This window comes from Nocardia amikacinitolerans (genome assembly GCF_900215415.1).
Classification (GTDB): domain Bacteria; phylum Actinomycetota; class Actinomycetes; order Mycobacteriales; family Mycobacteriaceae; genus Nocardia; species Nocardia amikacinitolerans.
Genome location: NZ_OBEG01000002.1, coordinates 878,573 through 904,839, shown reverse-complemented (window position 1 = coordinate 904,839; position 26,267 = coordinate 878,573). Strand labels below are relative to the sequence as shown.

The window sequence follows — 26,267 nt, the reverse complement described above, 5'->3', positions numbered from 1 at the left end:
GTGGGCACGAAGTACACCCCGCCCGCCCTGAAACCGTTCCGGGCCGTCGGTACCGCGGTCGCCGTCCCGTACCGGGCCAACCAGCGACTCGGCCACCAAGCCATCACATTCTTCCAGGCGCTCGCGGCGATTCCGTTCGTGCTCAAGCACTATCGCAAGGAAGTGCTGCGGCTGACCGCCGATGTCGGGTGGGGCAACGGTTCGCTCGTCGTCGGCGGCGGCACGGTGGGCGTGGTGATCATCTTGTGCGCGTTCGGCGGCATCACCGTCGGCATGGAGTCGTTCACCGCGCTCAACCTGCTCACGATGGGCCCGCTGACCGGCGCGATCTCGGGATTCGCCACCACGCGCGAGCTCGCTCCGATCCTGGCGACGCTCGCCTTCGCCATCCAGGCAGGTTGCCGGTTCACCGCGCAACTCGGCGCGATGCGGATCTCCGAGGAGATCGACGCGCTGGAATCCATTGCCATCCGGCCGCTTCCATATCTGGTGAGCACCAGGATGATCGCGTCCACGCTGACCATCGTCCCGCTCTACACCGTCGGCCTTGCCATGGCGTACCTGGCGACCAAGCTCTCGGTGCTCTTCCTCGGCGGCACCTCGGCGGGCACCTACGACCACTACTTCTTCCAATTCCTCATCGGGACCGATGTCTTCTTCTCGCTGCTCAAAGTCGTCGTCTTCGTGCTGCTCGCGTCGTTCATCCAGTGCTACTACGGCTACGTCGCCTCGGGTGGGCCGGAGGGCGTCGGCGTCGCGGCCGGTCAGGCCATCAAGATGGTGATCGTCGTGATGGTCTTCGCGAATCTGTTCATGACACTGGCCATCTGGGGCATCGACCCCGGCTTCCGGATCTCGGGATAGGGGCCGCGCATGCTTCTCGATCCCAGTGGCCGCGGGCCGAGCGCCCGCCAGCTCTCCCTGGCCGGCCTGGCCATGCTGACCGCCACCGCGATACTGCTCGGCCTGCTCATGCTGCGCTACAACGGCTTCTTCGAGGACAAGGTCCGCGTCACCGCCGAACTGACCAGCACCGGCGACGGCCTGCCCGCGCGCGCCGACGTGAAGTTCCGCGGCATGGTGGTCGGCACGGTCGCGGCCGTCGAGGTGGTCGCCAAGGGCGAACAGCAGCGCGCCGAGATCCACCTGAAACCCGCCGTCGCGCCGACGATTCCGGCCGGAGTCACCGCCAGGGTGGTACCCAACAACCTGTTCGGCGTCACCGCGATCGAACTCGTCGACAACGGCTCGGCGGGCGCGAAACTCACTGCCGGAGCCGTGATCCCGGAGGACACCAGCACCGCGACGATGCAATTGCAGACCACGCTCACCGTGCTGCGCGACGTGCTCGACAACATCCAGCCCGAGAAGCTCGGCCGGGTGCTCGCGACCCTCGCAGCCGCACTCGATCCCGCCGCGCGCGTGCCGGGTTCGACGATCGAGCGGCTCGACCGCTGGGTCACCGAAGTGCGTGCGATCCCCGGCGTCGGCGAGCTGCTCGGCGATCTCGGCCGTGCCACAACGGAGCTCAGCAAGTCGGCGCCCGACTTGGTCGGCGTGCTCGCCGAATCGGTGACGGCGGCCCGAACGCTCACCGAGCGTCGCGACAACCTCGTAGCCTTGCTGGCCAACGCGAGCAGCACCATCGACTCGGTCAATTCCTTGTTCGCCCGAAACCCGGATGCGGCAAAGGATCTGGTCCCCGGCTTGGACGAGCTGTTCGGCAGCTTGGCCCAGGACCCGCAGGCCATCCCGGACACCGCGCGCAACCTCAACGCGTCGCTGGCGAAGCTGGCCACCGTGTTCCACTTCGGCCCGAGCCGCCAGATGGTGTGGAAGATGGACGTCAGCTTCACGCCGTTCCAGCAGTACACTGCCGCGGACTGCCCGACCTACGGCTATCTCACCGGCCCGCGGTGCGGCGGCCCGACGGTGCCGGAAGTCGCACCGGAGCAGGAGTATCCGGCACAGTTGCAGCCGCGCTGGCTCGACGCGGCGGGTCCGCAGCCAACGCTCGCCCTCCCGGGAGTCGAAGGGGTCCCTGCGCTTCCTGGCCTTCCCGCCATTCCCGGCCTGGCCATTCCCGGTCTCCCCGCGATTCCCGGAATCACCGTGCCAGCCACGGGCACACCGGCGGCGCGGCCGATCGCGGGCGGCCGAGGGCACGCCGGAGTCGCGGCGATCGTCGGCGGCCAACCCACCGCCGCGCAGCTCCTGCTGCTTACGCCGCTGCTGGCCGGCGGGTCGGTGACCGTGTACGACACTTCACGCACCGAAGGGGGCAACTAAATGAAATCCAGAAAAGCCCTCGCGGGCTTCGGCTTCTTCGCCGTGCTGGCCATCACGCTGACCTACACCATCTGGTCTACCTTGCAACGCTCGGTGCCCGGTGACACGCACACATACTCGGCGACCTTCTCCGACGTAATGGGCGTGCGTGTCGGTGACGACGTCCGGATGGCGGGCGTGCGGGTCGGCCGCGTCGACCGGATCGACTTCGACGACGACTACAAGGCGGTCATCGATTTCCGCATCCAGGACCGCCAGCGGCTGACCACGTCGACCAAAGCGCTTGTGCGATACCAGAATCTGATCGGGCAGCGCTACATCGCGCTCGTCCCCGGCGAGGATGAGGGCGATCCGCTGCCGCCCGGCGGCCACATCACGCTGGCGAACACCGAACCGTCCTTCGACGTCTCGGCGCTGCTCTCCGGTTTCGAGCCGCTGTTCAGCGTGCTGCAACCCGATCAGGTGAACTCGCTGTCGGAGACGCTGATTCAGGCGCTACAGGGCGATGGCGTCTCGCTGAGCGCGCTGATCACCCAGGCCGCAGACCTGGCGGGCACCTTCGGCCAGCGCGACCGCATCCTCGGCGAGGTGATCACCAACCTGAGCAGCGTGATCGCCGGATTGGCCAACCGCTCAGCGGAATTGGAGACGCTCATCGCCCAGTCCAGGGCGCTCGTCGAGGCGCTCTACGCCGAAGGCGAGTCGCTGAAGCAGTCGGTCGATCTGGTGGCGAAGTCCACCGACTCGCTGGTCTCGCTCATCGCCCAGGTCCAGCCCGACCTGGCCGGGGCGCAGAACGACGCCACCACCGGCATCGCCATGCTGCTGCTCAACGGCGCCGCGCTGGACAAGGCCGCGGTGCAGTTCCCGACCCTGCTCAACGCGCTGGCCCGCTTCACCAGCTACGGCGCGTACGGCAACGCCTACATCTGCCGCCTGGACGTCTCGCTGTGGGGCGTGCTGCTCCCACCGGGCCTGGTCTCGCAGGTCGGCGGCGAATCCCAATCGGAGGTGTGTCGATGATGGCGCGGATTCGATTGCCGAGGTATTCGACGAACCGCTACCTCTGGCTCGGCGTGCTCGCCGCTGGCTTCGTCGCGCTGCTGCTGGTCGGATCCAGCGTAGTGTCCGAGGCGCGGCTGTCGGACAAGACGATCAAGGCCGAGTTCGCCCAGGCGGCGGGACTGCGGCCGGGCGCGACGGTCGACGTGTCTGGCATCGAGGTCGGTCAGGTCCGCGCGGTGCGGCTGGACGGCGACAAGGTGGTCGTCGATCTGCGCGTGCGCCGCGATCTGCGACTCGGCTCGAACGCGCGGGCCGCGATCAAGATGTCGACCATCCTCGGCAGGCTGCACATCGAGCTCACACCGGGCGACGGAAAGGGATTGCCGGACAATATCATCCGGCTGGCGAACACCTCGGTTCCGTACAACCTCGGCAAGGTCATCCAGGACCCGCAGTACAAGTCGTCCTTCGAGCGGATCGAGCGGATCGATCCGGACAAGCTGCGTCAGGCGCTGGACGTGTTCGACCAGCAGATGGGCGACTCGCCGCAGCTGACCGTCGCGGCGCTGGACAGCATCGGCGCGCTGGCCAAGGTGATCAACGACCGCCGCGACGAGGTCGACCTGCTGCTGAAGAGCATGGACGAGGTCTCGCAGCTGGTCGCGGACAACCAGAACAGCGTGCTGTTGCTGCTCACCCGTGGTGAGGCGATCGGCAACGCGGTCGCGCTGCGCCAGGACCTGCTGCGCCAGCTGCTCGACAACGTCGCGGCGCTGTCGGCGCTGCTCCAGGAGATGGGCATCGAGAACAACGACCAGCTCGGGCCGCTCATCCAGAACCTGAACACGATGACCGAGGGGCTGGAGAAGAACAGGGAGAACCTGGACCGGCTGTACGAGATCATGCCGGTGGCCATGCGGCAGTTCAACAACGCGCTCGGCAACGGGCCGTACGGCGAGGTCTGGGCGCCATGGGTTTTCCCGGACAACTGGCTGTGTTTCGCGCAAGCGGTACCGGGGTGCAACTGATGACTATTCGTGGAGTACTGAAACTGACCGCCCTCTGCGTGGTCGCGGCGGTGAGCAGCGGCTGTTCGCTGCTGCCCGAGAGTGTGAGTTCGCTACCCGACCGATATCTCGGCGAACAACTGCGGATCAGCGCGGATTTCGAGAACGTGGCGGGTCTGTACGCGGGCAACGAGGTGGCCGTTCTCGGTGTTCCGGTGGGCCGGGTCGACACCGTCACCGCGCGCGGCAGCTACGTCGAGGTCACCATGTCCATCGACAAGGACGTCGAGGTGCCCGCCGACGCCATCGCCGCGCTGGTCTCCCCGCAGCTGATCACCAACCGGCACGTCGAGCTGGCACCGGCCTACACCGGCGGCCCGACCCTCGCCGACGGAGCGCACATCCCGTTGGCGCGCACCAGGACTCCGGTCGAACTGGACCGGATCCTGGAGAATTTCGACCAGCTCGGCGCGGCGCTGAAAGGCGACAACGAGAACGGGCCGATGGCAAGCCGGGTGCTGTTCCCGCTGCTCGACGGCAACGGCGACCGATTGCGTGAGACGCTCGACGCGCTCTCCGCCGCCTTCGAGGTGACTCTCGCCAACAAGGACCAGATCGCCAACACCATCGTCAAATTGAACGAGATCACCCAGGTGATCGCGTCCAACGACCAGACGGTGCGCGACTTCAGCGGCAGGCTCACCGAATTGGTGCGTTTGATGGGTGAGCAGTCGCCCGGCCTGCACGCGGTGCTGACCCAGCTCAACGATTTCGTGAACAACACCTCGACGGTGGTCGGACAGAACCGAGACCAGTTGGCAGGCGCGCTCACCCGTTTCGTAGCGATCACCGAACAGATGCGCGCGAACTCGCGCCAGCTCACCGAGATCGTCGACGTCACACCGCTGTTCTTCGAGAACATCACCAACGCGATGAGCCGCGAGCATCAGGCCGTCCGACTGCACGGCCTGCTCGACAAAGCCGTGCTGGACGGCGAGGCGCTCGCACTGTTCTGCGAGCGAATTCAGCTGCGGCTGGACGGCTGTCGCACCGGAAAGATCCAAGACATGGGACCGGATTTCGGTCTCACCGCCGCACTGCTGGGGATCGCGAAATGAGGACGAAGGCGGCCTTGCGCCGCACCATCGCGGCCGGGCTCGTCGCCGCTAGCATCGGCGCCGCGACCGGCTGCGCGGTGACCGTGGACAACGTGCCGCTGCCCAAGCCGGGCATCGGCGCACCCGGCTACAAGATTCACGCCGCCTTCCGCGACGCGCTCAATCTGCCGGATCGCGCGCACGTCAAGATCGGCGGCACCGACATCGGCGTGGTGACCGCGATCAGCACCACCAACTTCGTCGCCGACGTGGAAATGGAGATCCGCGAGGACATCCGGCTGCCGCGCGGCACCACCGCGGAACTGCGGCAGGCCACCCCGCTCGGCGACATCTTCGTCGCCATGACCCTGCCCGCCGCGCAGGACAGCACGGAGATGCTGCGCCCGGGCGACACCATCGGCACCGAGCACACCTCCGCGGGCGCGTCGGTGGAGCAGTTGATGGTCTCGATCTCCATGCTGCTCAACGGCGGCGGGCTGAATCAGGCCGCCAAGATCACCGCCGAGATGAACTCCATGTTCGCGGGGCGAGCGCCGCAGTTGTCGCACCTGCTCATCGAATTGAGCAGCGCCATCGACGCGTTGAACCGGCGCACCGCCGACATCGACAGCGTGCTCTCCGGCGTCAACCTGTTGACCGGCGAATTGGCCGCGCGCAAAGCGGAACTCGGCGAGGCGGCCGACACCTTCCCTGCGCTGCTCGCACTGTTCGCCGAGAACAACAGGGACATCTCCGCATTGATCGGCAAGGTGTCGGTGACCATGTCCGCGCTCGGCGATTTCACCGAGACGACCGGGCCGGAGTTCGTCGGCCTCTTCGACAGCATTCAACGGCTGATGTCCGGATTCACCCAGATGGGCGACGAATTGGGACAGGCGCTGGAACGCTTCGATCAGATGTATCCGTCGGTCATGGCGTCGTTCGACGGGCCGAATCTGTCGGTGGCGGCGACGGTTTCGTATCTCAGCCTGGGCGCGCTGACCGATCCCAGTGGTAGCCGTCCGCCGGAACTCGGTGACGTGCCCGCCTTCATCGGCAGCCTCGCACAGGTCATCGAGAAGGTCATCGGCAGGCTCACCAGCCCGCCGCGCACGGAGGGCGGACGATGAACATCCCGCTCTGGAATTACCTGGTACGCAGGCGCATCGCCGTCGCCAACCTCGGCCTCGTATTGGTTCTCGTCGCGGGCTCGGTCTACTTGAGTTCGCAGGTGCTGCGCTTCAACCCGGTGCCGAACACGTACCTGGTCACCGTGCAGTTGCAGACCTCGGGCGGGTTGCTGGCGAACAACGACGTCACCTTCCGCGGCACCAGGATCGGACTGGTGCGCGAGATCCGGGTGGCCGACGTCGGCATCGAGGCCGTCGCCGAAATCCAGTCCTCGGCGCGCATTCCGATCGGCGGCACCGTCGCGGTCGGTCGCCTGTCCGCCGCGGGGGAGCAGTACCTGGATTTCCGGCCGGACTCCGACACCGGTCCCTTCCTCGGTGACGGCGATGTGGTGCCGGTGTCGCGGACGAAGGCGCCGGTCTCGGTGCAGTCCGTGCTGGCGAACGTGAGCGGCATGATCGGCGGGCTGAATCCGCAGCGGCTCACCGTGATCGTCGACGAGCTGGACAAGGCGTTGGCGGGCGGTCCGGATCGGCTGCGCAACATGATCTCCGGGATCAGCAGGGCCATGGCGGGTCTCGACGGCCTGCTGCCGCAGACCAGGCAGTTGATCGAGAACCTCGAGATCATCGCGGAGACGACCTCGCACGCCCAACCCGACCTGACGACCCTCACCACCGGTGCGGGCGCGCTGTTCGAACAGCTGACCGCCGCCGATCAGGAGGTCCGGCGCTTCCTCGACCTGGCGCCAGGCCAGCTGGCGACGCTGGGCGGCTTCGTGGCCGAGACCGAGGACCCCGTGACCAATCTGGTGACGAACTTCGTGGCCATCACCAAGTCGGCGAAGCTGCGCCAGCCCGCCATCGCGGCGCTGTTCCCGGCGCTGCGCATCGGCACCGAGGCGATCGGCGTCCCGGCGCACGACGGCGCGTTCCACACCCTCGTCGACCCCTGGCCGCGGCCGACCTGCGACTACGAGACGATCCCCGTCGTACCGACGCTGGCAACCACCGACACCAGGGTGCGGCTCTACAACTACTGCGTCACCAGCAATCCGGCGCTTCAGGTGCGCGGTTCGGCCAACGCACCGCGGCCAAACGTGCCCGACAACGGTTCCGGCCCGCCGCCGGGTGTGACCGGAAACGAACTGTCCCGACCCGTTCCCGGGCGATAGGAAGGAAAAGCCATGAGTGACAACGATGTCGACAAAGGCGCCGCGCCGGTGACGACGGGCGCGGCGGACACCGGTTCTGCGGAGCCGGCCGCCGCGGGTACCGAGGCGCAGGCTGCGCTGTCCACCGACAAGTCCTCCGCGGATGTGAAGGACACTGCGGTGGCGGCCACCGCCATCGCGTCCGCAGAGGCGAAAGGCGCTGCGGTGAAGTCGAGTTGGCGTGATCGTCTGCGAATCCCCCGCGGAACCAAGGGCGTGGTCGCGGCACGCGCCGCGGTAGCCGTCCTGCTGGGCGGCGCGATCGCGTCCACCGGATACTTCTTCGTGCAGAACAAGGACAACGAGGCCCTGCTCGCGGCGCACGAGGAGGCAAGGGCGGCGGCCTGCGCGTACGCGCCTGTGCTCGCGAACTACGACGCGAAGAACCTCGACGCCTACTTCACCGCGGTGCTGGACGGCGCGACCGGCGACTGGAAGAAGCAGTTCGACGACACCAGCCGCGAGCTGAAAGAGGTGCTGTCCCAGGGCGAGGTGGTCTCCAAGACCAACGACGTGCAGTGCGCGGTGAAGACCGGCGACGAGACCTCGGCCGAGGCGATCGTGGTGATCGGCCAGACCATCACCAGCGTCGGCACCCAGGGCAAGCCCGCGCCCGGCCAGCTGTCGATGGTGATGCGCATGGCCAAGGTGGACGGCAAGTGGTTGGTCAACAAGGTGAACTCGCCGCTCGTACCCGCTCCGCAGCAATAGGTTTCGGCCTAGCGGCGTTTCGGCAGTGCTGCGGGTGGTTCAACGCGGCGCCGCGGGCCTTCCGAACAGGATGACCTGCATCAGGTGGATGACCCGCGCCTGCGAGCTGGACGGATTGTCCGGTCCCAACCATTGACCGAGGTCGACGACCAAGGCGAAGGCGGCGTGCACCAGCACCCGCGACTCGGCGGCGGACAGTTCCGGGCGCACCCCGACGACGAGCTTCGCCCACTCTTCGACGTTGAGCCGCTGGATGTTTCGCAGTACCGTGCGGTCCTCCTGTGGCACGTTGCTGATCTCGGCGTAGTAGACGAAGGTCAGTTCGCGCTCGGCGAACGAGCCGGCGACGTAGAGCTCGATGAGCCTGGTGAGCGCGCGCTCCGGGTCACCGTCGGAGGCGGCGATGGCCGGACCGATGGCGGCCGAAACCCGGTCCGCCGCACGGCGAAACGCGGCCGCGAGCAGGTCGCCCTTGCTCCGGTAGAAGCGATAGACGGCCGAGGACGCGGGCAGCTCGGCGGCATTGGCGATGTCCTCGACGCTGACGTTCGGATAGCCGCGCTCGTGGAAGAGTTCGATGGCGCGCCGCAGCAGCAGCTCGTGCTTGAACCGGAGCGGGACCTCGGTGGCGCCCTCGGTGGCCGGCGCGTCGCCGACCGGCGGCAGGTCGCAGCGGACGACGTCCAAGCACGCCGTGCGCAGCAGCTTGGTCAGCGACCGTACCGGGATGGACACGTGGTGATCGGAGATGCTGCCGATGACGCTGAGCACCGCGGTGGCCAGAACGACGCTGTCCGCGTTCGCGAGTCCGGGCCGTGTCTCGGCGAGCAACGCGCCGACCACCCGATACGCCTCGATCAGCTGGTCGATCAGGATCCGGTAGTCGTCCTGCTCGAGGTAGCGGCTCTGCCACCGCAGCAGGGCCGCGCCGCGGCGGTTGGCGATCGACTTCTCGATGAAGGTATCGATGATGTGCTCGAGCCTGCGCTGCGCGTCGGCCTCGGCCAGGTCGTCCGGCAGGTGGACCGCCTCCGCGCAGAGCGCGCTCAGCCGCAGCGCCTCCTCGCGGAACAGCGCGTACTTGCTGGGGTAGTGGCGATACAGCGCGGTGGAGCTGATGTCGAGCCGGGATGCGATCTCTTCCATGCTGACGCCGTGGTAACCGAGTGCGCCGAAGGCCTCGGCGGAGGTCGCCGCGATCTGCGCCCGCCGGTTTCGCGGCCGACGACGGATCGCCCGTGCGTTCTCACCGCTCGCCGCCTCCCGGCGGGCGCCGCCTTTCTGCGCATCCATGCGGCGATGCTAACCCAAACGGATGCTCGGTAAAGCAGGCTTTCCCAGGCCGGAATCAAACTGAATGATAGATCACAAACAGGGAGTAACGGCCGCTATAACGGGCACGATTATACCGATGCGGACCAGAATGCTCGGTAACATTATCGCGGCATGGGCTCGGCTGTCGAACCCCGGTGCGGTGGTTTCAGCCCTGTGCCGGACGGCCGAACAACGCGACCTGCATCAGCAGTCGCACCCGGTCCTGCGCGGCGATCGGGTCGCTGCCGAACGCGCGGCCGAGATCGATCACCAGCGCGAAGGCCGCGTGGATCAGGAAGCGCGCCTCGGCGGGCGAGAGCTCCGGTCGCACCTCGCGTAGCAGCTTGGCCCACTCCTCGACGCTGAGCCGTTGGATATTGCGCAGGACGGTGCGCTCCTCGGCCGGAACATGTTGGAACTCGGTGAAATACACGAAGGTGAGGTCGCGCTCGGCGAAAGAACCGGAGACGTAGTACTCGATCAGCTTGGTGAGCGCGGCTTCCGGTCCGTCGGATGCGGCGACAGCGGGGCCGATCGCGTTCGAGACGCGTTCGGCCGCCCTGCGGAACGCGGCGGCGAGCAGATCGCTCTTGCCGCGGTAGAAGCGGTAGACCGCCGACGCCGCGGAAAGCCCTGCGGCGCTGGCGATCTCCTCGACGCTCACATTGGGATAGCCGCGGTCGTGGAAGAGCTCGACGGCCTTGTGTAGCAGCAGCTCGTGTTTGAACGACTCCGGGATCTCCACCGCCGCCGTGGGTTCCGCTTCCGCAGCGGCGGGCGGCAGTTCGGTGTTCGCCAGCGACCAGCAGGCCGAGTGGAGCAGGCGCGCAAGGGATTTGGCAGGCAGCGCGGCGTGGTGGTCGGCGATGCTCGTGATGGCGCTCAGCAGTGCGGCGCGGAGCACCCTGGCGTCGTCCTGGCCGAGTTCCGGGCGCAGCCCGCGCAATTCGGTGCCGAGCGCGTCCAACACGGTGGCCTGCTGCTCGGCCAGCGTCCCTTGGTCCTCCGGCTCCAGGTAGCGGCCCTCCCAGCGCACCAGCGTGACACTCGGGCGGTTCTCGATGGTGGCGCCGATCAATGCGTCCAGCACCGCGTGCAGCCGTTGCTCGGGGGAGAGTTCGGCGGCGTCGTCGGGCAGTTGGACCGACTCGGTCATCGCCCGGCCGACCCGCATGAGCTCCTCGCGGAACAGCGCGTACTTGCTCGGATAGTGCCGGTACAGCGCGGCCGAGCTGATCCCGAGCCCGGAGGCGATGTCCTCCATGCTCACGCCGTGATAGCCGAGGGCGCCGAAAGCGGCTGCGGACGCCGCGGCGATCTGCGCGCGCCGATTCTTCGGCCGCCGCTTGATCTCCCGTGGTGCCGAGTCGCCGCTGACTGCCTTTCGCGCCGTACGGCGATTGTCGACACTCATGCCGGACATCGTAACGACTTCGCGCCCGCCGTGATTTGCCCAGGTCGCGCTGCGTCGACCGGCTCGAGCGCTGGGCACGCGATCGAGCGCGGCGGCCGTTCCGTGTGGTCTCGATGCGCGGTCGCTTCGAGACCACACGGTTCGCCGTTCGGCTCGCCGCGGCGGCGAGGCGGGATGCGCCGCGCCGAACCGTTCGGAGATCGGCGATCGAACCATCCGCACTGGGGGCACCAGCAGTCTGTCTGTGTCGATAGCCGAACGGTGATAAACATACAGCAAAGTCGACCCAGGTAGATCCTAAATGCGGGTTCGAATAGTAAGTCACTACAGTGCCCTGGTCCGTTGTCGGCGGTGTTACCGTTGCGGTGGTCCGCCGCAGCGGCGGTCGTCGGGAGAAGGGGGCTGCCGTGTCGGCATGTCAAATCGCGGTGGTGTTGTATCCGGGCATGACGGCGCTCGACGCGATCGGACCGTACGAGGTGCTGCGCTTCGCGCCGGGTGCGGAAGTCCGCTTCGTCGGACACGAGATCGGACCGGTCGTCACCGACAGCGGCGCGCTCGCGCTCGGGGTGACCCACACCTTCGACGAGACGCCGGCCCCGCGGCTGGTCGTGGTCCCCGGCGGCCCGGCCGCGACCGCCGTCGCCGCGGACGAGCGGGTGCTGGAGTGGGTGCGCGCCGTGCACACCACCGCCGAATGGACCACCTCGGTGTGTACGGGCGCCCTAGTGCTCGCCGCGGCGGGCCTGCTGGATGGCCAACCCGCCACGACGCATTGGGCGGCGCAGCGCGCCCTCGGCCTGCTCGGCGCCGTGCCCCAACGCGGTGAACGGTTCGTGGTCGGCGACCGCATCGCCACGGCCGCCGGTGTCTCGGCCGGCATCGATCTCGCGCTGTGGTTGGTCGGCGAGATCTTCGGCGAGGAGCGCGCCGAGGCGATTCAGCTCGCCATCGAATACGACCCCCGACCGCCCTTCGACGCGGGCCACCCCGACAAGGTCGCGCCCGCGGTACGCCGCTCGGCGTTGATCGACCAGGTCCGGCTGCTCGGCGACCTGCGCCACAGCGAAACCCTGCTGCGCACCCTCACGGGCGCGCAGCAAGCGTTGTGGCGCAGCGCGATTCGCCGAACCCGCAGCTGACCGGCGGCCAGCCAGCTGAATGGCGACTACGACGAAGAGGAGGAGTGACCGTGGCACTCGAGGCCCAGAGCTGGAAGGACGTGCGCGCGAAGGCCGGGCTCGATCCGGCCAAGGTGCGGCAGGCTCGGCAGCGGGAACTGGATGCTCAGCGTGCCTTCCGCCGCACTCGGGTGCGCGACCTCCTCACCGGCGCGCAGCAGGCTCTATGGCGCAGTGCGATTCGCCGTATCCGCAGCTGACCGGCGCTTGGATTCAGCGCGCGGGGCGGATCTTCGCGTACCAGTCCAGCAGGTCCGGGTCGTCGACGGCGCTGCGCTCCACCACGCGGGCGGCCTCGGCGCCCTGGAACAGTTTCTTGATCGGCACCTCGAGCTTCTTGCCGGTGCGGGTGTGCGGGATGCCGGGGGCGACCAGGATCTCGTCGGGCACGTGGCGGGGCGAGACCTCGGTGCGGATGGTCGAGCTGATGCGGTCGCGCAGTTCGTCGGTCAGCTCGGCGCCGGGCGCGAGGACCACGAACAGCGGCATCCAGTACCCGCCGTCGGGCTGTTCCGCGCCGATCACCAGCGCCTCGGTGATCTCCGGCAGCCGCTCGACGGACTGGTAGATGTCCGCGCTGCCCATCCGGATGCCGTGCCGGTTCAGGGTGGAATCCGAGCGGCCGTGCACGACGATGCTGCCGTGCTCGGTGATGGTGATCCAGTCGCCGTGCCGCCAGACACCGGGGAACATGTCGAAATAGGCGTCGTGGTAACGCTTTCCGTCCGGATCGCGCCAGAAGCTCACCGGCATCGACGGCATCGGCTTGGTGATCACCAGTTCGCCGACCTCGCCGCGCACCGGCTTGCCCGCCGTGTCGAACGCGTCGAGCGCTACGCCGAGATACGGCGCCGAGAGCTCGCCCGGCCAGACCGGCACGGTGCGCACACCGCCGATGAAGGCCGAGACCACGTCGGTGCCGCCGCTGATGGAGGACACCGGAACATGCTCACCGACGTTGTCGCGCAACCACAGTGCCGAGGAGGGCGGCAGCGCAGAGCCGGTGATGCCGACCGTGCGCAGCGACGAGAGATCGTGCTCGTCGCGCGGGACGACGCCCGCCTTGATGCAGGCCAGCACGTAGCCGGGACTGGTCCCCACCACGGTCGCCCGGGTCTCGGCGGCGATGCGCCACAGCGCGTCCGGCGCGGGATAGGTCGGGCTGCCGTCGTAGCAGACGATCGTAGCGCCGACCAGCAGGCCGGCGATCTGGAAGTTCCACATCATCCAGCTCGGGCTGGTGTACCAGAAGAAGGTGTCATCCGTGCCGATATCCGATTGCAGTGCAATGGCTTTCAGGTGCTCGAGCAGCACGCCGCCGTGGCCGTGCACGATGCCCTTTGGCAGGCCCGTCGTACCGGAGGAGAAGACGATCCACAGCGGGTGGTCGAAATCCACGCTCTCGGTCTCGATGACGGCCCCGGCGTTGTCGGTGCTGACCGCCTCCGCCCACGACATGGCGTCCGGGACGTCGAGGCCGAGCCGCGAGACGACGACCGTCGTGCGCAGCGACCCGAAACCCGCTTGCAGCGCGGCGATGTCGGCGCGCTTGTCGTGCGCCTTGCCGCCGAAACGGTAGCCGTCGGCGGTGACGAGGACGGTCGGCTCCAGCTGGCCGAGGCGGTCGAGGGCGGCCTTCGGCGAGTAGTCCTGCCCGCACGCGCTCCAGATCGCGCCGAGGCTCGCGGTCGCCAGGAAGGCGATCACCGCCTCGGGGATGTTCGGCAGGTAGCCGACGACCCGGTCGCCCGGCCCGACGCCCAGCTCGCGCAGGGTGCGCGCGAAGGCGGCGGTGGCGTCGATCAGCTCGACCCAGGACACCTCGCGGGTCGGCTCGTCCTCGCCGACGGCCAGAATGGCGGGCCGGTCGGTGCGGGCCTGGCGCACGACCTGGTCGACGTAGTTGAGCTTGGTACCCGGAAACCATTGGGCCCCCGGCATCTCCGTGCTGGCCAGCACCTCGCCGTCGATCTCGCCGAGCTCGAAGTACTCCCACACCGCCCGCCAGAAGCCGGCCAGATCGTCCACCGACCACTGCCACAGCGAGTGATAGTCCGACGTGGCGACACCCGTGTGCTCGGCGACGAACCGCGCGAAATCGGTCACCTTGGCGTCAGCGATGTCCCGTTCGGTCGGCACCCACTGTGGTTGCACCGCAATACCTCCTGGCTCGTGGGGTGGATCAGTTCTGGCTGTGTGCGCGCCGCACGATTTGTTCCGCGTGCCGCAGCACCGGGGCGTCGACCATCCGGCCTTCGAAGGCGAAGACGCCGCGGTGCTTGGGTACCTCGTCGAGTACCCGCCTCGCCCAGGCGATTTCGTCGTCGGCGGGTGCGTACGCCGCCCGGATCGCCGCTACCTGGCTGGGATGGATCGCGACCTTGGCGTCGAACCCGATGGCCACCGCGTCGTCGGTCTCGTCCCGGAGGCCGTCGAGATCGCGGATGTTCAGGTACACCGAATCGAGCGCGAACTTGCCGTAAGCCTTGGCGGCGAGCAGCGCGCTGGATCGCACGTGCCGCGCCACGTCGCGGTAGCCGCCGTCGGCGTGCCTGCTCGCGGTGCCGCCCAGACCCGCGATCAGGTCCTCCGCGCCCCACATGACGCCGATCGCATTGGGCGCCGTGACCGCTTGCCCGATGGTCAGCGCGCCGAGCGGTGATTCGATGAGCGCGATCACCTCGTAGTCGGACAGCGCCGTGATCTGTTCGGCCGCCTCGGTTTTCGGCAGCATGACGCAGCGATATCCGGTCTCGGCCAAGGCGGCGAGATCGAGCGCGTGCTCGTCGGTGCCCGCCGCGTTGACCCGCACCACGGTGGTCTCCGGGTCGAGCGGGGACGCGATCAGGGCCGCGCGCGCCCCTGCCTTGTCACCGGCGGCGACGCCGTCCTCCAGATCGAGGATCACCACGTCGGCGGCCGCGGCGGCCTTCGCGAAGCGCTCGGGTCGGTCGGCGGGGCAGAACAACCAGCCCGGTCCCGCCATCTGCCACGTCATGCCTGCTCCGGAGCCATGCGCACCAGCGTCTTGCGGGTGGCGGTCGCGATGATCTCGCCGTGCTGGTTGCGCCCGGTGTGGGCGAAGGTCACGATGCCCTCGCCCGGGCGGGACTTGGACTCGCGCTTGTCGGTGACCACGGTCTCGGCGTACAGGGTGTCGCCGTGGAACACCGGGTGCGGGAAGTTGATCTCGGAGAAGCCGAGATTCGCCACGATGGTGCCCTGGGTCAGCTGGGCGACCGAGAGCCCGACCAGCGTGGACAGGGTGAACATCGAGTTCACCAGCCGCTTGTTGAACGGCGGCAGCGCGTCGCTGAACGCCGCGTCCAGGTGCAGCGCCTGGGTGTTCATGGTCAGCGTGGTGAACAGGACGTTGTCGGCCTCGGTGATGGTGCGACCGGGCCGGTGCTCGTAGACGACGCCGGTCTCGAACTCCTCGAACCACAAGCCGCGCTGGACGATTCGTCGTTCGGTCACAGGCCCAACTCCCGTCCGATCAGCATCAGCTGCACCTCCGTCGTGCCCTCGCCGATTTCCAGGATCTTGCTGTCGCGGTAATGCCTGGCCACAGCGTATTCGTTCATGAAGCCGTTGCCGCCGAAGATCTGGGTGGCGTCGCGGGCGTTGTCCATCGCGGCCTCGCTGGCCACCAGCTTGGCGATGGAGGCCTGCTTCTTGAACGGCTTGCCCGCGAGCATCAGCGCGGCGGCGTCGTAGTAGGCGGTGCGCGCGGCGTGCGCGCGGGTCTCCATGCGGGCGATCTTGAAGGCGATGGCCTGGTTGCGGCCGATGGGCTGGCCGAACGCGAGCCGTTCCTTGGCGTAGCGCACGCTCTCGTCGACGCAGCCCTGGGCCGCGCCCACCGACAGCGCGGCGATCGCGATGCGGCCCTCGTCCAGGATGCGCAGGAAGTTGGCGTAGCCGCGGCCGCGCTCGCCGAGCAGGTTCTCCTCAGGGACGCGCACGTCGGTGAAGCTCAGCGGATGGGTGTCCGAGGCGTTCCAGCCGACCTTGTTGTAGGCGGGCTCGGCGACGAAGCCGGGGGTGTCGGTCGGCACCAGGATGGTGGAGATCTCCTTCTTGCCGCCGGTCGTGCCGGTCACCGCGGTCACCGTGACGAGCTTGGTGATGTTCGTGCCGGAGTTGGTGATGAACTGCTTGCGGCCGTTGATGATCCACGTGCCGTCGTCCAGTACGGCCTTGGTGGTGGTGCCGCCCGCGTCGCTGCCCGCGTCCGGCTCGGTGAGCCCGAACGCGGCCAGCGAGCGGCCGCTGGTCAGCTGCGGCAGCCACTCCTGCTTCTGCTTCTCGTCGCCGAAGCGGTAGATCGGCATGGCGCCGAGCGAGACGCCCGCCTCCAGCGTGATGGCGACGCTCTGGTCGACCTTGCCGAGCTCTTCGAGCGCGAGGCACAGCGCGAAGTAGTCGCCGCCCATGCCGCCGTACTCCTCGGGGAAGGGCAGGCCGAACAGGCCCATATCGGCCATGCCCGAGACGACCTCGTACGGGAAGGTGTGGTTCGCGTCGTGCTCGGCGGCGACCGGGGCTACCACCTGCTGGGCGAAATCGCGGACCGTCAGGGCAAGGTCGCGGTAGTCCTCGGGCAGGGTGCCGGTGGACAGGAAGTCGGTCATGCGGAAGTTCCTTCTCGCTCAGAGGTATTCGTTTCGGCGACGATGCGGGCCAGCGGCTGGTCGAGGCGCACCTGGGCGCCCGGCTCGACCAGCACTTCGACGACGCCCGCGACCGGCGCGGTGAGCGTGTGCTCCATCTTCATCGCCTCCACCACGACGACGGGCGCACCCGCCGCCACCGTCGCGCCGGAGGCCACCGGGACGGCGATCACCGAACCCGGCATGGGACTGCGTATTTCGGCGTCGCCGACGTGTTCGCCGCCGCCTCGGACGTTGACCTCGGCGACCTCACGCAGCACCGAGACACCCGCGGGACTCGCCACCCAGAGCTGTCCGTCGTGTTCGGCCACCCGGTAGTCGCGACGGACGTCGTCCAGGGTCAGCGTCAGCACACCGCTTTCCGCGGTGTCTGCCGCGAAAGAGGCCGACAGCGTGCGGGATTCGCCGTCGCCGATCTGAACCCGAGCCGCTTCGGGGCGGCCCGTGAGGTAGACGTGCTCGGTGCGGTCGCCGCCCGCGAGCCGGATCGGGGTGGGCGCGTGGACGCCGATCCGCCAGCCGGACGGGATGTCCCACGGATCGTTCGCGTCGGCGGGCCAGCGGCGCAGCCAGTGATAGGCGGCCGCGACGACGAATTCCTCGTCGCGCACCGGTTCGGGCCGGAAGTCGCCGACCCTGCGGTCGAGCAGGCCGGTGTCGAGTCGTCCCGCCGCCACGTCCTGGTCGGCCAGCAGGAAGCGCAGGAACTCGATATTGCTGGTGACGCCGAGCAGCACGGTGTCGGCGAGCGCGCGGTCGAGCGCGCCGAGCGCGGCGGCGCGATCCGGGCCGTGCGCGATGACCTTGGACAGCATCGGGTCGTAGTCGCTGCCGACCACCGTGCCGACGCACAGACCCGAATCCACCCGCACGCCAGGGCCTTCCGGCTCCACCAGATCCAGCACCGTGCCGCCGGTGGGCAGGAACCCGCGGCCGGGATCCTCGGCGTAGACGCGCGCCTCGATGGCGTGGCCGGTGAGGCGGATCTCCTCCTGGCGCGCGCCGATCTTCTGGCCCGCGGCCACCCTGACCTGGCATTCCACCAGGTCGACGCCGGTCACCAGCTCGGTGACCGGATGCTCCACCTGGAGCCGGGTGTTCATCTCCATGAAGAAGAACTCGTCCGGCCGGTCGGCGGAGACGATGAACTCGACGGTGCCCGCGCCGACGTAGTTCACGCTGCGCGCGGTGTTGCAGGCGGCGGCGCCGATGCGCGCCCTTGTCTCCGCGTCTAGCAGCGGGGACGGGGCTTCCTCGATCACCTTCTGGTGCCTGCGCTGCAAGCTGCATTCGCGTTCGCCGAGGTGCAGGACGTTGCCGTACTGGTCGGCGAGGATCTGCACCTCGATATGGCGCGGCCTGGTGACGAACCGCTCCAGGAACAGGGTGTCGTCGCCGAACGCCGCGCCCGCTTCGCGCCGCGCGCTGACCAGCGCGTCGGGCAGCAGCGCAGGATCCTCGACCAGGCGCATGCCCTTGCCTCCGCCGCCCGCCGACGGCTTGACCAGCACCGGGTAGCCGATCTCGGCGGCCGCGGCGATCAGCTCGTCGTCGGTGAGTCCGGGCTTGGCGATGCCGGGGACAACGGGGACGTCGAAGGCCGCGACGGTGTTCTTGGCGGCGATCTTGTCGCCCATGATCTCGATGGCGCGGGCGGGCGGACCGAGGAAGACGATGCCCGCCTCGGCCAGTGCGGCGGCGAAAGCGGCGTTCTCCGAGAGGAATCCGTAGCCCGGGTGCACGGCCTGCGCGCCAGTGCGCACGGCGGCGGCCACGACTTTCGCTATGTCCAGGTAACTTTCGCGCGCGGGGGCCGGGCCGAGCCGCACGGCAGTGTCGGCCTCGACGACGTGCCTGGCACCGGCGTCCGCGTCGCTGTAGACGGCGACCGAGCGAATGCCCATGGCGCGCAGGGTGCGGATGACGCGCACCGCGATCTCGCCGCGATTGGCGACGAGCACGGTGTCGAAACCGACGGGGTGGGACTTGTTCAGCATCGCGATCACATCCGGAAGACGCCGTAGGAAACCGGTTCGAGCGGCGCCTGGGCGCAAACCGAAAGGGCAAGGCCGAGAATGGTTCTGGTGTCGGCGGGGTCGATGACGCCGTCGTCCCAGAGGCGGGCCGTCGAATAGTACGGATTGCCCTGGTGCTCGTACTGGTCGCGGATCGGCGCCTTGAACGCCTCCTGATCCTCCTCCGACCAGGGCTGCCCGCTGCTGTCCAGCTGATCGCCGCGCACGGTGGCAAGCACCGAGGCGGCCTGCTCGCCGCCCATCACCGAGATCCGCGCGTTCGGCCACATCCACAGGAAGCGCGGCGAATACGCGCGTCCGCACATCGAGTAGTTGCCCGCGCCGTAAGAGCCGCCGATGACGACGGTCAGCTTCGGCACCCGCGCGCAGGCCACCGCGGTCACCATCTTGGCGCCGTGCTTGGCGATGCCGCCCGCCTCGTAGTCGCGCCCGACCATGAAGCCGGTGATGTTCTGCAGGAACAGCAGCGGGATCTCGCGCTTGTCGCACAGCTCGATGAAATGCGCGCCCTTCATGGCGGATTCGCTGAACAGCACACCATTGTTGGCGACGATGCCCACCGGGTGGCCGTGGATACGCGCGAAGCCGGTGACGAGTGTCTTGCCGTATTCGGCCTTGAATTCGTGGAATCCGCTCTCGCCGTCGCCACCGTCGACGATGCGGTGGATGACCTCGCGCACGTCGTAAGGGGTGCGCAAGTCGACAGGCACCACGTCGTACAGCTCGGACTCCGGAAGGGCGGGCGGCCTGGAAGCCGTGATCTCCCAAGGGCTTTGCGGTCGCGGTCCGAGGGTGGCCACGATGCGACGCACGATGCGCAGCGCGTCCTGATCGTCCTCGGCCAAGTGGTCGGTGACGCCCGAGGTGCGTGAGTGCAGCGCGCCGCCGCCCAGTTCCTCGGCCGTGACCACCTCGCCGGTGGCCGCCTTCACCAGCGGCGGGCCGCCGAGGAAGATCGTGCCCTGGTCGCGCACGATCACCGCTTCGTCGCTCATCGCCGGCACGTACGCGCCACCCGCGGTGCAGGACCCGAGCACGGCCGCGATCTGCGCGATGCCCTTGGCGCTCATGGTGGCCTGGTTGTAGAAGATGCGGCCGAAGTGCTCGCGGTCCGGGAACACCTCGTCCTGGTGCGGCAGGAACGCACCGCCCGAGTCGACCAGGTACAGGCAGGGCAGCCGGTTCTGTAGCGCCACCTCCTGCGCCCGCAGGTGCTTCTTCACCGAGAGCGGGTAGTAGGTGCCGCCCTTCACCGTGGCGTCGTTGGCCACGATCACGCACTCGCGTCCCGACACCCGCCCGATCCCGGCGATCACGCCCGCGCCGGGACATTCGTCGCCGTACATCCCGTTCGCCGCGAGCGGGGAGAGCTCGAGGAACGGGCTGCCCGGATCGAGCAGCTGATCCACCCGCTGCCTTGGCAGTAGCTTGCCGCGCGCGATATGCCGCTCCCGCGCCTTGGCTGGCCCGCCGAGCGCGGCCGCCGCCAGCCGTGCGCGCAGGTCGCTGGTGAGCGCCTCGTGCGCCGCGCGGTTGCCGACCTCTTGGGTAACCGTCATCACGTCCGCCGTCCAGTTAGTCGCCGATAACTGGAATTCAGGTTAATATCGATTAACCGAGTTGTCCAGATCGGGTGAAAGGAGCGGGTGTGACCGGCACGGAAGCTGTGGCACTCACCCGCCGCGAGCAGCTGAAAGCGGAGCGGCGCAAGCAACTGCTCGAGGCGGGGGCGCGGCTCATCGCGGACCGGGGCTTCCTCGGCGTGCGGCTCGACGACCTCGGCGCGGCCGTCGGCATCAGCGGCCCTGCGGTGTACCGGCACTTCCCGAACAAGGAGGCGCTGCTCGTCGAACTGCTGGTCGGGGTCAGCCAGCGGCTGCTGGCGGGCGGCCGGGCCGTCGTGGTCGCCGCGAACTCTGCCGAGGCGGCGCTGGAAGGTCTGGTCGACTTCCACCTCGACTTCGCGTTCGGCGAGCCCGAGCTCATCCGTATCCAGGACCGGGACCTGGACAACGTGCCCGCCGGACCCCGGCGCGAGCTGCGGCGCACCCAGCGCCAGTACGTCGAGGTCTGGGTGGATGTGCTGCGCAAACTGCATCCTCGCCTGCCCGAGGACGGCGCGCGGGTGCAGGCGCACGCCGCGTTCGGCCTGCTCAACTCGACCCCGCACAGCGCGCCGCCCGCGACCGCGAGCAAGGCGCGGCCGATCCTGCGCGAGATGGCGCTGTCGGCGCTGAACCGAGCAGGCTGATCCCGCGCGGACCGACCGCCTCATCGAGCGCTCCACCCACCGTCCATGGTGTAGGACGCGCCGGTGACCATGCCCGCGTGCGGGCCGGTGAGCCAGCCGACCAGGGCCGCGACCTCGTCGGGTTCGACGAGACGTTTGATGGCGCTCTCGGTGAGCATGATCTTCTCGATCACCTGCTGTTCCGGGATGCCGTGCGTTCTGGCCTGATCGGCGATCTGCTTGTCCACCAACGGTGTTCGCACGTATCCCGGGTCGACGCAGTTACTCGTCACGCCGTGTGGGCCGCCCTCCAGCGCGGTGACCTTGGACAGCCCTTCCAGCCCGTGTTTCGCCGTCACGTAGGCGGCCTTGTACGCCGAGGCGCGCAGCCCGTGCACCGACGAGATGTTGACGATTCGCCCGAATCCGTTGCGGTACATGTGCGGAAGCGCCGCGCGGATGAGCAGGAACGGCGCTTCGACCATCAGGGTGAGGATGTCGCGGAACTGTGCGGGCGGGAAGTCCTCGATCGGGTGAATGCGTTGAACTCCGGCGTTGTTCACCAGCACGTCCACCTCGAGGCGCAGGTCTTCGAGCGCGGCGACATCGAGAAGGTCGACCTGCCAAGGCTTTCCGCCGATCTCGTTGGCCAGCTTCTGAGCGCCGTCGCCGTCGATGTCGGCTACGGTGACTTCCGCGCCGCGAGCGGCGAGTTCCCGCGCACAGGCCGCGCCGATGCCGCTCGCACCGCCGGTGACCAGCGCGCGTCGTCCGAGTAGGTCGGTCATCGAGCGGTCACCTCGGCGTCGGCCCGATCGACCGCCTGGAGGTCGAGACCGCTTGTCTCCCTGGCGAAGAGCACGGCCACCGCCGTGACGGCCGCGGCGCCCGCCAGGTACCAGGCGATCGGCACCGAGGAGCCGAAGCTGTCGAGCAGCCGGACCGCGATGATCGGCGCGAGCGAACCGGCCACGATGGAGGTCACCTGATAGCCGAGGGACACACCGGAATACCGCATCCGGGTGGGGAACATCTCCGCCATGATCGCGGGCTGGGCCGCGTACATCAGCGCGTGGAAGACCAACCCGACGATGATCGCCGACATGATGACCACGTGGTTTCCGCTGTCCATCATCGGAAAGGCGAAGAAGCCCCAGGTGCCCGCGGTGAGCGCGCCGACGAAATACACCGGCCGCCTGCCGAACCGGTCGGACAGGTGCCCGGCCAGCGGGATCGCCGCGAAGTGCACCGCGTGCGCCGCCAGCAGCCACCACAGGATGGTCTTGGTGTCCGCGCCGACGTGCACCTTCAGGTACGTGATGGAGAAGGTGACCACCAGGTAGTACATGATGTTCTCGCCGAAGCGCAGACCCATCGCGGTGAAAACGCCTCGGGGATAACGCTTCAGCACCTCGACCACGCTGAACGAGGTCGCCTTGACCTGTTCGGCCTCGCGCTGCGCCTCCAGGAAGATCGGCGCGTCGGTGACCTTGGTGCGGATGTAGTAGCCGACCAGGACAACCACCGCCGACAGCCAGAACGCGACCCGCCAGCCCCAGGACAGGAACGCGGCGTCCGACAGCGTCGAGGTCAGCGCGAGCAGCACGACCGTGGCCAGCAGATTGCCCGCGGGCACGCCCGCCTGCGGCCAGCTCGCCCAGAAACCACGACTGCGGTTGGGGCTGTGTTCGGCGACGAGCAGCACCGCGCCGCCCCATTCACCGCCCACCGCGAAACCCTGGATGAAGCGCAGCGTCACCAACAGCGCGGGCGCCCAGTAGCCGATCTGCGCGAAGGTCGGCAGGCAGCCCATCAGGAACGTCGCGCTGCCGACCAGCAGCAGACTGAATTGCAGCAGCTTCTTGCGGCCGTAGCGGTCGCCGAAGTGTCCGAAGACGATGCCGCCGAGCGGTCGCGCGGCGAAGCCGACCGCGTAGGTGACGAACGCGGCGAGGATCGCGTCCAGGTCGCTGGTCCCCTTGGCGAAGAACACCTTGCTGAACACCAGCGTCGCGGCCGTGCCGTAGAGGAAGAACTCGTACCATTCGACGACCGTGCCCGCCATCGAAGCGGAGACCACCCGCCGTAGGCCGGCCGGTGTGGGACTGGGGTCGCTGTCCGTCGCGATTTCGCGCACGCTCATCGAACTCTCCTTCATGACCTGGGCCGCATCACCCCTCATCTGTGATGCGGCCCACACAACATGGCTGAAACGAGTATTCGTGCAGATCTGTGTCGGTCGCAATGCCCAGATGTGCACGACCAATCTGCAAAGATGCAGACATGAGTCCGGCTTCCCCCGGATTCGGCCGCCGTCCCAGCGCCGATGACCTGCTGGTGTTGCTCGCGGTGGGCCGATCCGGTCGCTTCGTATCCGCCGCCGACGAGCTCGGCATCAACCACACCACCATCTCCCGCCGCATCGCCGCGCTCGAGGCAACCCTCGGCGGGCGCGTCCTCACCCGGGTGACCGGCGGCTGGGAACTCACCGACCTCGGCCGCGACGCGCTGGCCGCCGCCGAGGCCGTCGAATCGGCGGTCAAGTCGCTCGCCGCGGACCCGGCCGGTAACCGGACGCTCGAAGGAGTCGTGCGCATCTCGGCCACCGACGGATTCAGCGCCTACCTCGCGGCGCCCGCGGTGGCGCAGGTGCAGCGCAGGCACCCGAAGATCGCGGTCGAGATCGTGACCGCCACCCGCCGCGCCTCCCAGCAGCGCTCGGGGTTGGACATCGAGGTCGTCGTCGGCGAGCCACAAGTCCACCGCGCCAAAGCCATTCGGCTCGCCGACTATCGGCTGGGGCTCTACGGCTCGCGACAATACCTGCGCGAGAACGGCATTCCCTCCGGAATCGAGGACCTCGCGCGGTATCCGCTGGTCTACTTCATCGATTCGATGCTCCAAGTCGACGATCTCGACTTGGCGTCGAGCTTCGCGCCTGCGATGCGCGAATCCATCTCGTCCACCAACGTTTTCGTGCACGTGGAGGCGACGCGGGCCGCGGCGGGATTGGGTCTCCTTCCGTGCTTCATGGCCGATCGGCACGACGATCTGGTGCGGGTTCTGCGTGAGGAGGTTTCGGTGCAGTTGGCGTACTGGTTGGTGACGCGGACGGAGACGTTGCGGCGGCCGGAGGTGGCGGCGGTGGTGGACGCGATTCGCGAGCGGGTGTGGGAGCAGAAGGGGATGTTGCTGGGGGAGGATGGGTAGCTGCGCCCGTTAGGGTGTGCGCATGACCTCACTGTCGGATCCCAAGGTGCGCGAATTCCTCAACCACGGCACGCGGACGGGCAAGGTCGCTTTCGTTGCGGCCGACGGGCGTCCGATCGTCACGCCGGTGTGGTTCCTCGTCGAAGGCGAGGAGATCGTGTTCAACACCGGGAAGAACACCGCCAAGGGCAAGGCGTTCACGCGCGACGGCCGGGTCGCGCTGTGCGTCGATCTGGAGGAGCCGCCGTACGCGTCGGTCCAGATTCAGGGTGTTGTCACGATGTCCGAGGATCCTGACGAACTGCTGCGCACTGCGACGGCGCTCGGTGGTCGGTATATGGGTGAGGAGCGCGCCGAGGAGTTCGGGAAGCGCAACGGAGTTCCCGGGGAGCTCGTCGTTCGACTGCGGCCGACCAAGGTGATCGCCAACTTCGACGCCACCGCCTGATCGGGGGCGACGATTCGGCGCCTCGACCTTCGAGGGGAGTCGCGCGCTGTACCAAGGCCGCCCGCTATCCCGTGCGGCAGGCACGTTGCTCGGTTCGGCCGCCTTTCCGCTCGGCTTGTTCGAGGGCCGTCGAGTCGCCCATTCGTCCGATCGTCGTGCTGCTCGCTAGAGGCGGGCATCATGGACCGCTCGGACTTCCGCCCTCCGGGATCCCAGACGCCGAACGTCGCAAGACGGCCGAACAGCTCGCCTCCACATAGGAGCACCTTCAGTGCGCGGACTCCCAGCGGTCTCGATCCGCCGCGGCACCGAGACCGGCTCGGCGGGCCTGTCCTTTGGGGCGGCGGCGATGATCACCATCTGCTCGGGGCTTGCGGCGGGCTCGGCGAGGGCGGTTCTGCGGCCGAGTTCGGCGAATACATCATCGAGCAGCACTCCGACCACGTGCGGGGCTTGGGGCGACTGCGTCCAACGTTGCCCATTTAGACTCACCCGCATGACCGTGCACTTCATCGGAGCCGGGCCGGGCGCGGCGGACCTGCTCACCGTGCGAGCGGTCACCCTCCTGCGCACCTCCCCGGTCTGCCTCTACGCTGGCACCTACCTGGACCCCGAGGTGCTGGCGCACTGCGCGCCCGACACCGAACTGATCGACACCCAGCATCTCGACATCGACCAGATCACCGCCCACCTCGTACGCGCCCACGAGTCCGGCCGCGACGTCGCCCGCCTCTGTTCCGGCGACCCGTCCCTCTACTCCGCCCTCACCGAACAGACCCGCCGCCTCGACGCCCACGGCATTCCCTGGGACGTCACCCCTGGCGTCCCCGCCTACGCCGCCGCGGCCGCCTTGCTCGGTACCGAACTCACCGTCCCCGAACTCGTGCAGTCGGTCGTCCTCACCCGCACCCAAGCCCGCTCCACCGCCATGCCGGAATCCGAGGCACTGGCCAACTTCGCCCACACCGGCGCGACCCTCGTCCTGCACCTTGCCATCACCCGCATCCGAACCCTGGCCGCCGAACTGGTCGCCGACTACGGAGCCGACTGCCCCGTCGCGGTCGTGTACCGGGCCAGCCAGCCCGAACAACTGATCCTGCGCGGCACGCTCACCGACATCGCCGACCAGGTCGAAGGGGCCGACCTACGGCAGGCGGCCGTCATCCTCGTCGGCCGCGCTCTGGCACCCATGTTGTCCTGCGCCGACTCGCACCTCTACGATCCGGCCCGCGATCGTCACTCGGTCCAAGCGGACGGACCAGGTCGCCACTGACCAGCGCCTCGCGGGTAGGACCGACGCAGCCCGCG

The 26,267-nt window shown here is 68.4% G+C and carries 24 protein-coding genes; 14 read left to right on the top strand and 10 right to left on the bottom strand.

From position 1 onward, the window contains the following. The 8 genes from CRP45_RS12340 to CRP45_RS34600 are packed head-to-tail and all read left to right on the top strand — an operon-like array spanning position 1 to position 8,453. On the top strand, positions 1-864 hold the full coding sequence (locus CRP45_RS12340; RefSeq protein ID WP_067784089.1) for an ABC transporter permease: 864 nt from the start codon (positions 1-3) through the stop codon (positions 862-864). A gap of 9 nt (positions 865-873) precedes the next feature. Continuing rightward, a complete protein-coding gene (locus tag CRP45_RS12335) occupies positions 874-2,289 on the top strand; it encodes an MlaD family protein (protein WP_097245152.1) in 1,416 nt (471 codons plus the stop codon). Further along, positions 2,290-3,312 (top strand): MlaD family protein, encoded by a 1,023-nt coding sequence (locus CRP45_RS12330; RefSeq protein WP_067784093.1) that lies wholly within the window; start codon positions 2,290-2,292, stop codon positions 3,310-3,312. It begins immediately after the preceding gene. Beyond that, positions 3,312-4,322, top strand: a complete 1,011-nt coding sequence (locus CRP45_RS12325) for an MCE family protein (RefSeq protein ID WP_097245151.1) — start codon at positions 3,312-3,314, stop codon at positions 4,320-4,322. The genes CRP45_RS12330 and CRP45_RS12325 overlap by 1 nt, the downstream gene beginning before the upstream one ends. Continuing rightward, a complete protein-coding gene (locus CRP45_RS12320) occupies positions 4,322-5,419 on the top strand; it encodes an MCE family protein (RefSeq protein WP_097245150.1) in 1,098 nt (365 codons plus the stop codon). The genes CRP45_RS12325 and CRP45_RS12320 overlap by 1 nt, the downstream gene beginning before the upstream one ends. Beyond that, a complete protein-coding gene (locus tag CRP45_RS12315) occupies positions 5,416-6,528 on the top strand; it encodes an MCE family protein (protein WP_097245149.1) in 1,113 nt (370 codons plus the stop codon). Before CRP45_RS12320 ends, CRP45_RS12315 begins: the two co-directional genes overlap by 4 nt. Next, positions 6,525-7,703, top strand: coding sequence for an MCE family protein (locus tag CRP45_RS12310; protein ID WP_097245148.1), 1,179 nt, complete (start codon positions 6,525-6,527; stop codon positions 7,701-7,703). Before CRP45_RS12315 ends, CRP45_RS12310 begins: the two co-directional genes overlap by 4 nt. Before the next feature lie 12 nt (positions 7,704-7,715). Continuing rightward, positions 7,716-8,453, top strand: a complete 738-nt coding sequence (locus CRP45_RS34600; protein ID WP_245910085.1) for a hypothetical protein — start codon at positions 7,716-7,718, stop codon at positions 8,451-8,453. 39 nt (positions 8,454-8,492) lie between these two features. Here CRP45_RS34600 and CRP45_RS12300 read toward each other — a convergent pair whose 3' ends face one another. Both CRP45_RS12300 and CRP45_RS12295 read right to left on the bottom strand, forming a co-directional pair. Then, the gene (locus tag CRP45_RS12300; protein ID WP_097245147.1) at positions 8,493-9,746 is read right to left on the bottom strand and encodes a TetR/AcrR family transcriptional regulator; all 1,254 of its coding nucleotides are present in this window, start codon (positions 9,744-9,746) and stop codon (positions 8,493-8,495) included. Between the two features lie 187 nt (positions 9,747-9,933). Next, a complete protein-coding gene (locus CRP45_RS12295; RefSeq protein ID WP_097245481.1) occupies positions 9,934-11,181 on the bottom strand; it encodes a TetR/AcrR family transcriptional regulator in 1,248 nt (415 codons plus the stop codon). Positions 11,182-11,588: 407 nt separating this feature from the next. Here CRP45_RS12295 and CRP45_RS12290 point away from each other — a divergent pair, with 407 nt between their 5' ends. Together CRP45_RS12290 and CRP45_RS12285 are read left to right on the top strand one after the other, a co-directional pair. Next, positions 11,589-12,323, top strand: coding sequence for a DJ-1/PfpI family protein (locus CRP45_RS12290; protein WP_281256190.1), 735 nt, complete (start codon positions 11,589-11,591; stop codon positions 12,321-12,323). A gap of 50 nt (positions 12,324-12,373) precedes the next feature. Further along, on the top strand, positions 12,374-12,562 hold the full coding sequence (locus tag CRP45_RS12285; RefSeq protein WP_143861418.1) for a hypothetical protein: 189 nt from the start codon (positions 12,374-12,376) through the stop codon (positions 12,560-12,562). 13 nt (positions 12,563-12,575) lie between these two features. On the opposite strand, the gene CRP45_RS12280 is transcribed toward CRP45_RS12285, so the two are convergent. From CRP45_RS12280 to CRP45_RS12255, 6 genes are read right to left on the bottom strand one after another with little or no spacing between them, the layout of a single operon-like run. After that, the gene (locus CRP45_RS12280; RefSeq protein ID WP_097245145.1) at positions 12,576-14,516 is read right to left on the bottom strand and encodes an acetoacetate--CoA ligase; all 1,941 of its coding nucleotides are present in this window, start codon (positions 14,514-14,516) and stop codon (positions 12,576-12,578) included. A 28-nt stretch (positions 14,517-14,544) separates the two neighbouring features. Continuing rightward, a complete protein-coding gene (locus tag CRP45_RS12275; RefSeq protein ID WP_097245144.1) occupies positions 14,545-15,360 on the bottom strand; it encodes an HpcH/HpaI aldolase/citrate lyase family protein in 816 nt (271 codons plus the stop codon). After that, a complete protein-coding gene (locus CRP45_RS12270; RefSeq protein ID WP_067784111.1) occupies positions 15,357-15,839 on the bottom strand; it encodes a MaoC family dehydratase in 483 nt (160 codons plus the stop codon). Before CRP45_RS12270 ends, CRP45_RS12275 begins: the two co-directional genes overlap by 4 nt. Beyond that, positions 15,836-16,996 carry an acyl-CoA dehydrogenase family protein gene (locus tag CRP45_RS12265; protein ID WP_067784113.1) on the bottom strand — a complete coding sequence of 387 codons (1,161 nt, stop codon included), beginning with the start codon at positions 16,994-16,996 and terminating at the stop codon, positions 15,836-15,838. Before CRP45_RS12265 ends, CRP45_RS12270 begins: the two co-directional genes overlap by 4 nt. Then, entirely contained in the window at positions 16,993-19,032 is a 2,040-nt protein-coding gene (locus tag CRP45_RS12260) for an acetyl/propionyl/methylcrotonyl-CoA carboxylase subunit alpha (protein WP_097245479.1), read from the bottom strand. Before CRP45_RS12260 ends, CRP45_RS12265 begins: the two co-directional genes overlap by 4 nt. Positions 19,033-19,037: 5 nt before the next feature. Beyond that, entirely contained in the window at positions 19,038-20,630 is a 1,593-nt protein-coding gene (locus tag CRP45_RS12255; RefSeq protein WP_097245143.1) for a carboxyl transferase domain-containing protein, read from the bottom strand. Positions 20,631-20,719: 89 nt separating this feature from the next. Here CRP45_RS12255 and CRP45_RS12250 point away from each other — a divergent pair, with 89 nt between their 5' ends. Continuing rightward, positions 20,720-21,322 (top strand): SACE_7040 family transcriptional regulator, encoded by a 603-nt coding sequence (locus tag CRP45_RS12250; RefSeq protein WP_097245478.1) that lies wholly within the window; start codon positions 20,720-20,722, stop codon positions 21,320-21,322. A 20-nt stretch (positions 21,323-21,342) separates the two neighbouring features. Here the strand turns inward: CRP45_RS12250 and CRP45_RS12245 are convergent, their stop codons facing one another. Both CRP45_RS12245 and CRP45_RS12240 read right to left on the bottom strand, forming a co-directional pair. Beyond that, positions 21,343-22,089 carry a 3-hydroxybutyrate dehydrogenase gene (locus CRP45_RS12245; protein ID WP_097245142.1) on the bottom strand — a complete coding sequence of 249 codons (747 nt, stop codon included), beginning with the start codon at positions 22,087-22,089 and terminating at the stop codon, positions 21,343-21,345. Beyond that, positions 22,086-23,444 (bottom strand): MFS transporter, encoded by a 1,359-nt coding sequence (locus CRP45_RS12240; RefSeq protein WP_097245477.1) that lies wholly within the window; start codon positions 23,442-23,444, stop codon positions 22,086-22,088. Before CRP45_RS12240 ends, CRP45_RS12245 begins: the two co-directional genes overlap by 4 nt. A 140-nt stretch (positions 23,445-23,584) precedes the next feature. Between CRP45_RS12240 and CRP45_RS12235 the strand changes: the two genes are divergently transcribed. From CRP45_RS12235 to cobM, 3 genes are all read left to right on the top strand, one after another. Further along, positions 23,585-24,511, top strand: coding sequence for a LysR family transcriptional regulator (locus CRP45_RS12235; RefSeq protein ID WP_245910084.1), 927 nt, complete (start codon positions 23,585-23,587; stop codon positions 24,509-24,511). Between the two features lie 22 nt (positions 24,512-24,533). Continuing rightward, positions 24,534-24,959 (top strand): PPOX class F420-dependent oxidoreductase, encoded by a 426-nt coding sequence (locus CRP45_RS12230; RefSeq protein ID WP_097245141.1) that lies wholly within the window; start codon positions 24,534-24,536, stop codon positions 24,957-24,959. Between the two features lie 496 nt (positions 24,960-25,455). Then, positions 25,456-26,232, top strand: a complete 777-nt coding sequence (cobM, locus tag CRP45_RS12225) for a precorrin-4 C(11)-methyltransferase (protein ID WP_097245140.1) — start codon at positions 25,456-25,458, stop codon at positions 26,230-26,232. Positions 26,233-26,267 lie beyond the last annotated feature (35 nt).

What these genes read in the sequence shown, in the direction of transcription:
- CRP45_RS12235 (WP_245910084.1), top strand. Translation starts at nt 23,585, where the DNA reads ATGAGTCCGGCTTCCCCCGGATTCGGCCGCCGTCCCAGCGCCGATGAC.
- CRP45_RS12295 (WP_097245481.1), bottom strand. Translation starts at nt 11,181, where the DNA reads ATGAGTGTCGACAATCGCCGTACGGCGCGAAAGGCAGTCAGCGGCGAC.
- CRP45_RS34600 (WP_245910085.1), top strand. Translation starts at nt 7,716, where the DNA reads ATGAGTGACAACGATGTCGACAAAGGCGCCGCGCCGGTGACGACGGGC.
- CRP45_RS12320 (WP_097245150.1), top strand. Translation starts at nt 4,322, where the DNA reads ATGACTATTCGTGGAGTACTGAAACTGACCGCCCTCTGCGTGGTCGCG.
- CRP45_RS12245 (WP_097245142.1), bottom strand. Translation starts at nt 22,089, where the DNA reads ATGACCGACCTACTCGGACGACGCGCGCTGGTCACCGGCGGTGCGAGC.
- CRP45_RS12230 (WP_097245141.1), top strand. Translation starts at nt 24,534, where the DNA reads ATGACCTCACTGTCGGATCCCAAGGTGCGCGAATTCCTCAACCACGGC.
- CRP45_RS12265 (WP_067784113.1), bottom strand. Translation starts at nt 16,996, where the DNA reads ATGACCGACTTCCTGTCCACCGGCACCCTGCCCGAGGACTACCGCGAC.
- CRP45_RS12325 (WP_097245151.1), top strand. Translation starts at nt 3,312, where the DNA reads ATGGCGCGGATTCGATTGCCGAGGTATTCGACGAACCGCTACCTCTGG.
- CRP45_RS12310 (WP_097245148.1), top strand. Translation starts at nt 6,525, where the DNA reads ATGAACATCCCGCTCTGGAATTACCTGGTACGCAGGCGCATCGCCGTC.
- CRP45_RS12315 (WP_097245149.1), top strand. Translation starts at nt 5,416, where the DNA reads ATGAGGACGAAGGCGGCCTTGCGCCGCACCATCGCGGCCGGGCTCGTC.
- CRP45_RS12255 (WP_097245143.1), bottom strand. Translation starts at nt 20,630, where the DNA reads ATGACGGTTACCCAAGAGGTCGGCAACCGCGCGGCGCACGAGGCGCTC.
- CRP45_RS12330 (WP_067784093.1), top strand. Translation starts at nt 2,290, where the DNA reads ATGAAATCCAGAAAAGCCCTCGCGGGCTTCGGCTTCTTCGCCGTGCTG.
- CRP45_RS12300 (WP_097245147.1), bottom strand. Translation starts at nt 9,746, where the DNA reads ATGGATGCGCAGAAAGGCGGCGCCCGCCGGGAGGCGGCGAGCGGTGAG.
- CRP45_RS12260 (WP_097245479.1), bottom strand. Translation starts at nt 19,032, where the DNA reads ATGCTGAACAAGTCCCACCCCGTCGGTTTCGACACCGTGCTCGTCGCC.
- CRP45_RS12240 (WP_097245477.1), bottom strand. Translation starts at nt 23,444, where the DNA reads ATGAGCGTGCGCGAAATCGCGACGGACAGCGACCCCAGTCCCACACCG.
- CRP45_RS12335 (WP_097245152.1), top strand. Translation starts at nt 874, where the DNA reads ATGCTTCTCGATCCCAGTGGCCGCGGGCCGAGCGCCCGCCAGCTCTCC.
- cobM (WP_097245140.1), top strand. Translation starts at nt 25,456, where the DNA reads ATGACCGTGCACTTCATCGGAGCCGGGCCGGGCGCGGCGGACCTGCTC.
- CRP45_RS12275 (WP_097245144.1), bottom strand. Translation starts at nt 15,360, where the DNA reads ATGACGTGGCAGATGGCGGGACCGGGCTGGTTGTTCTGCCCCGCCGAC.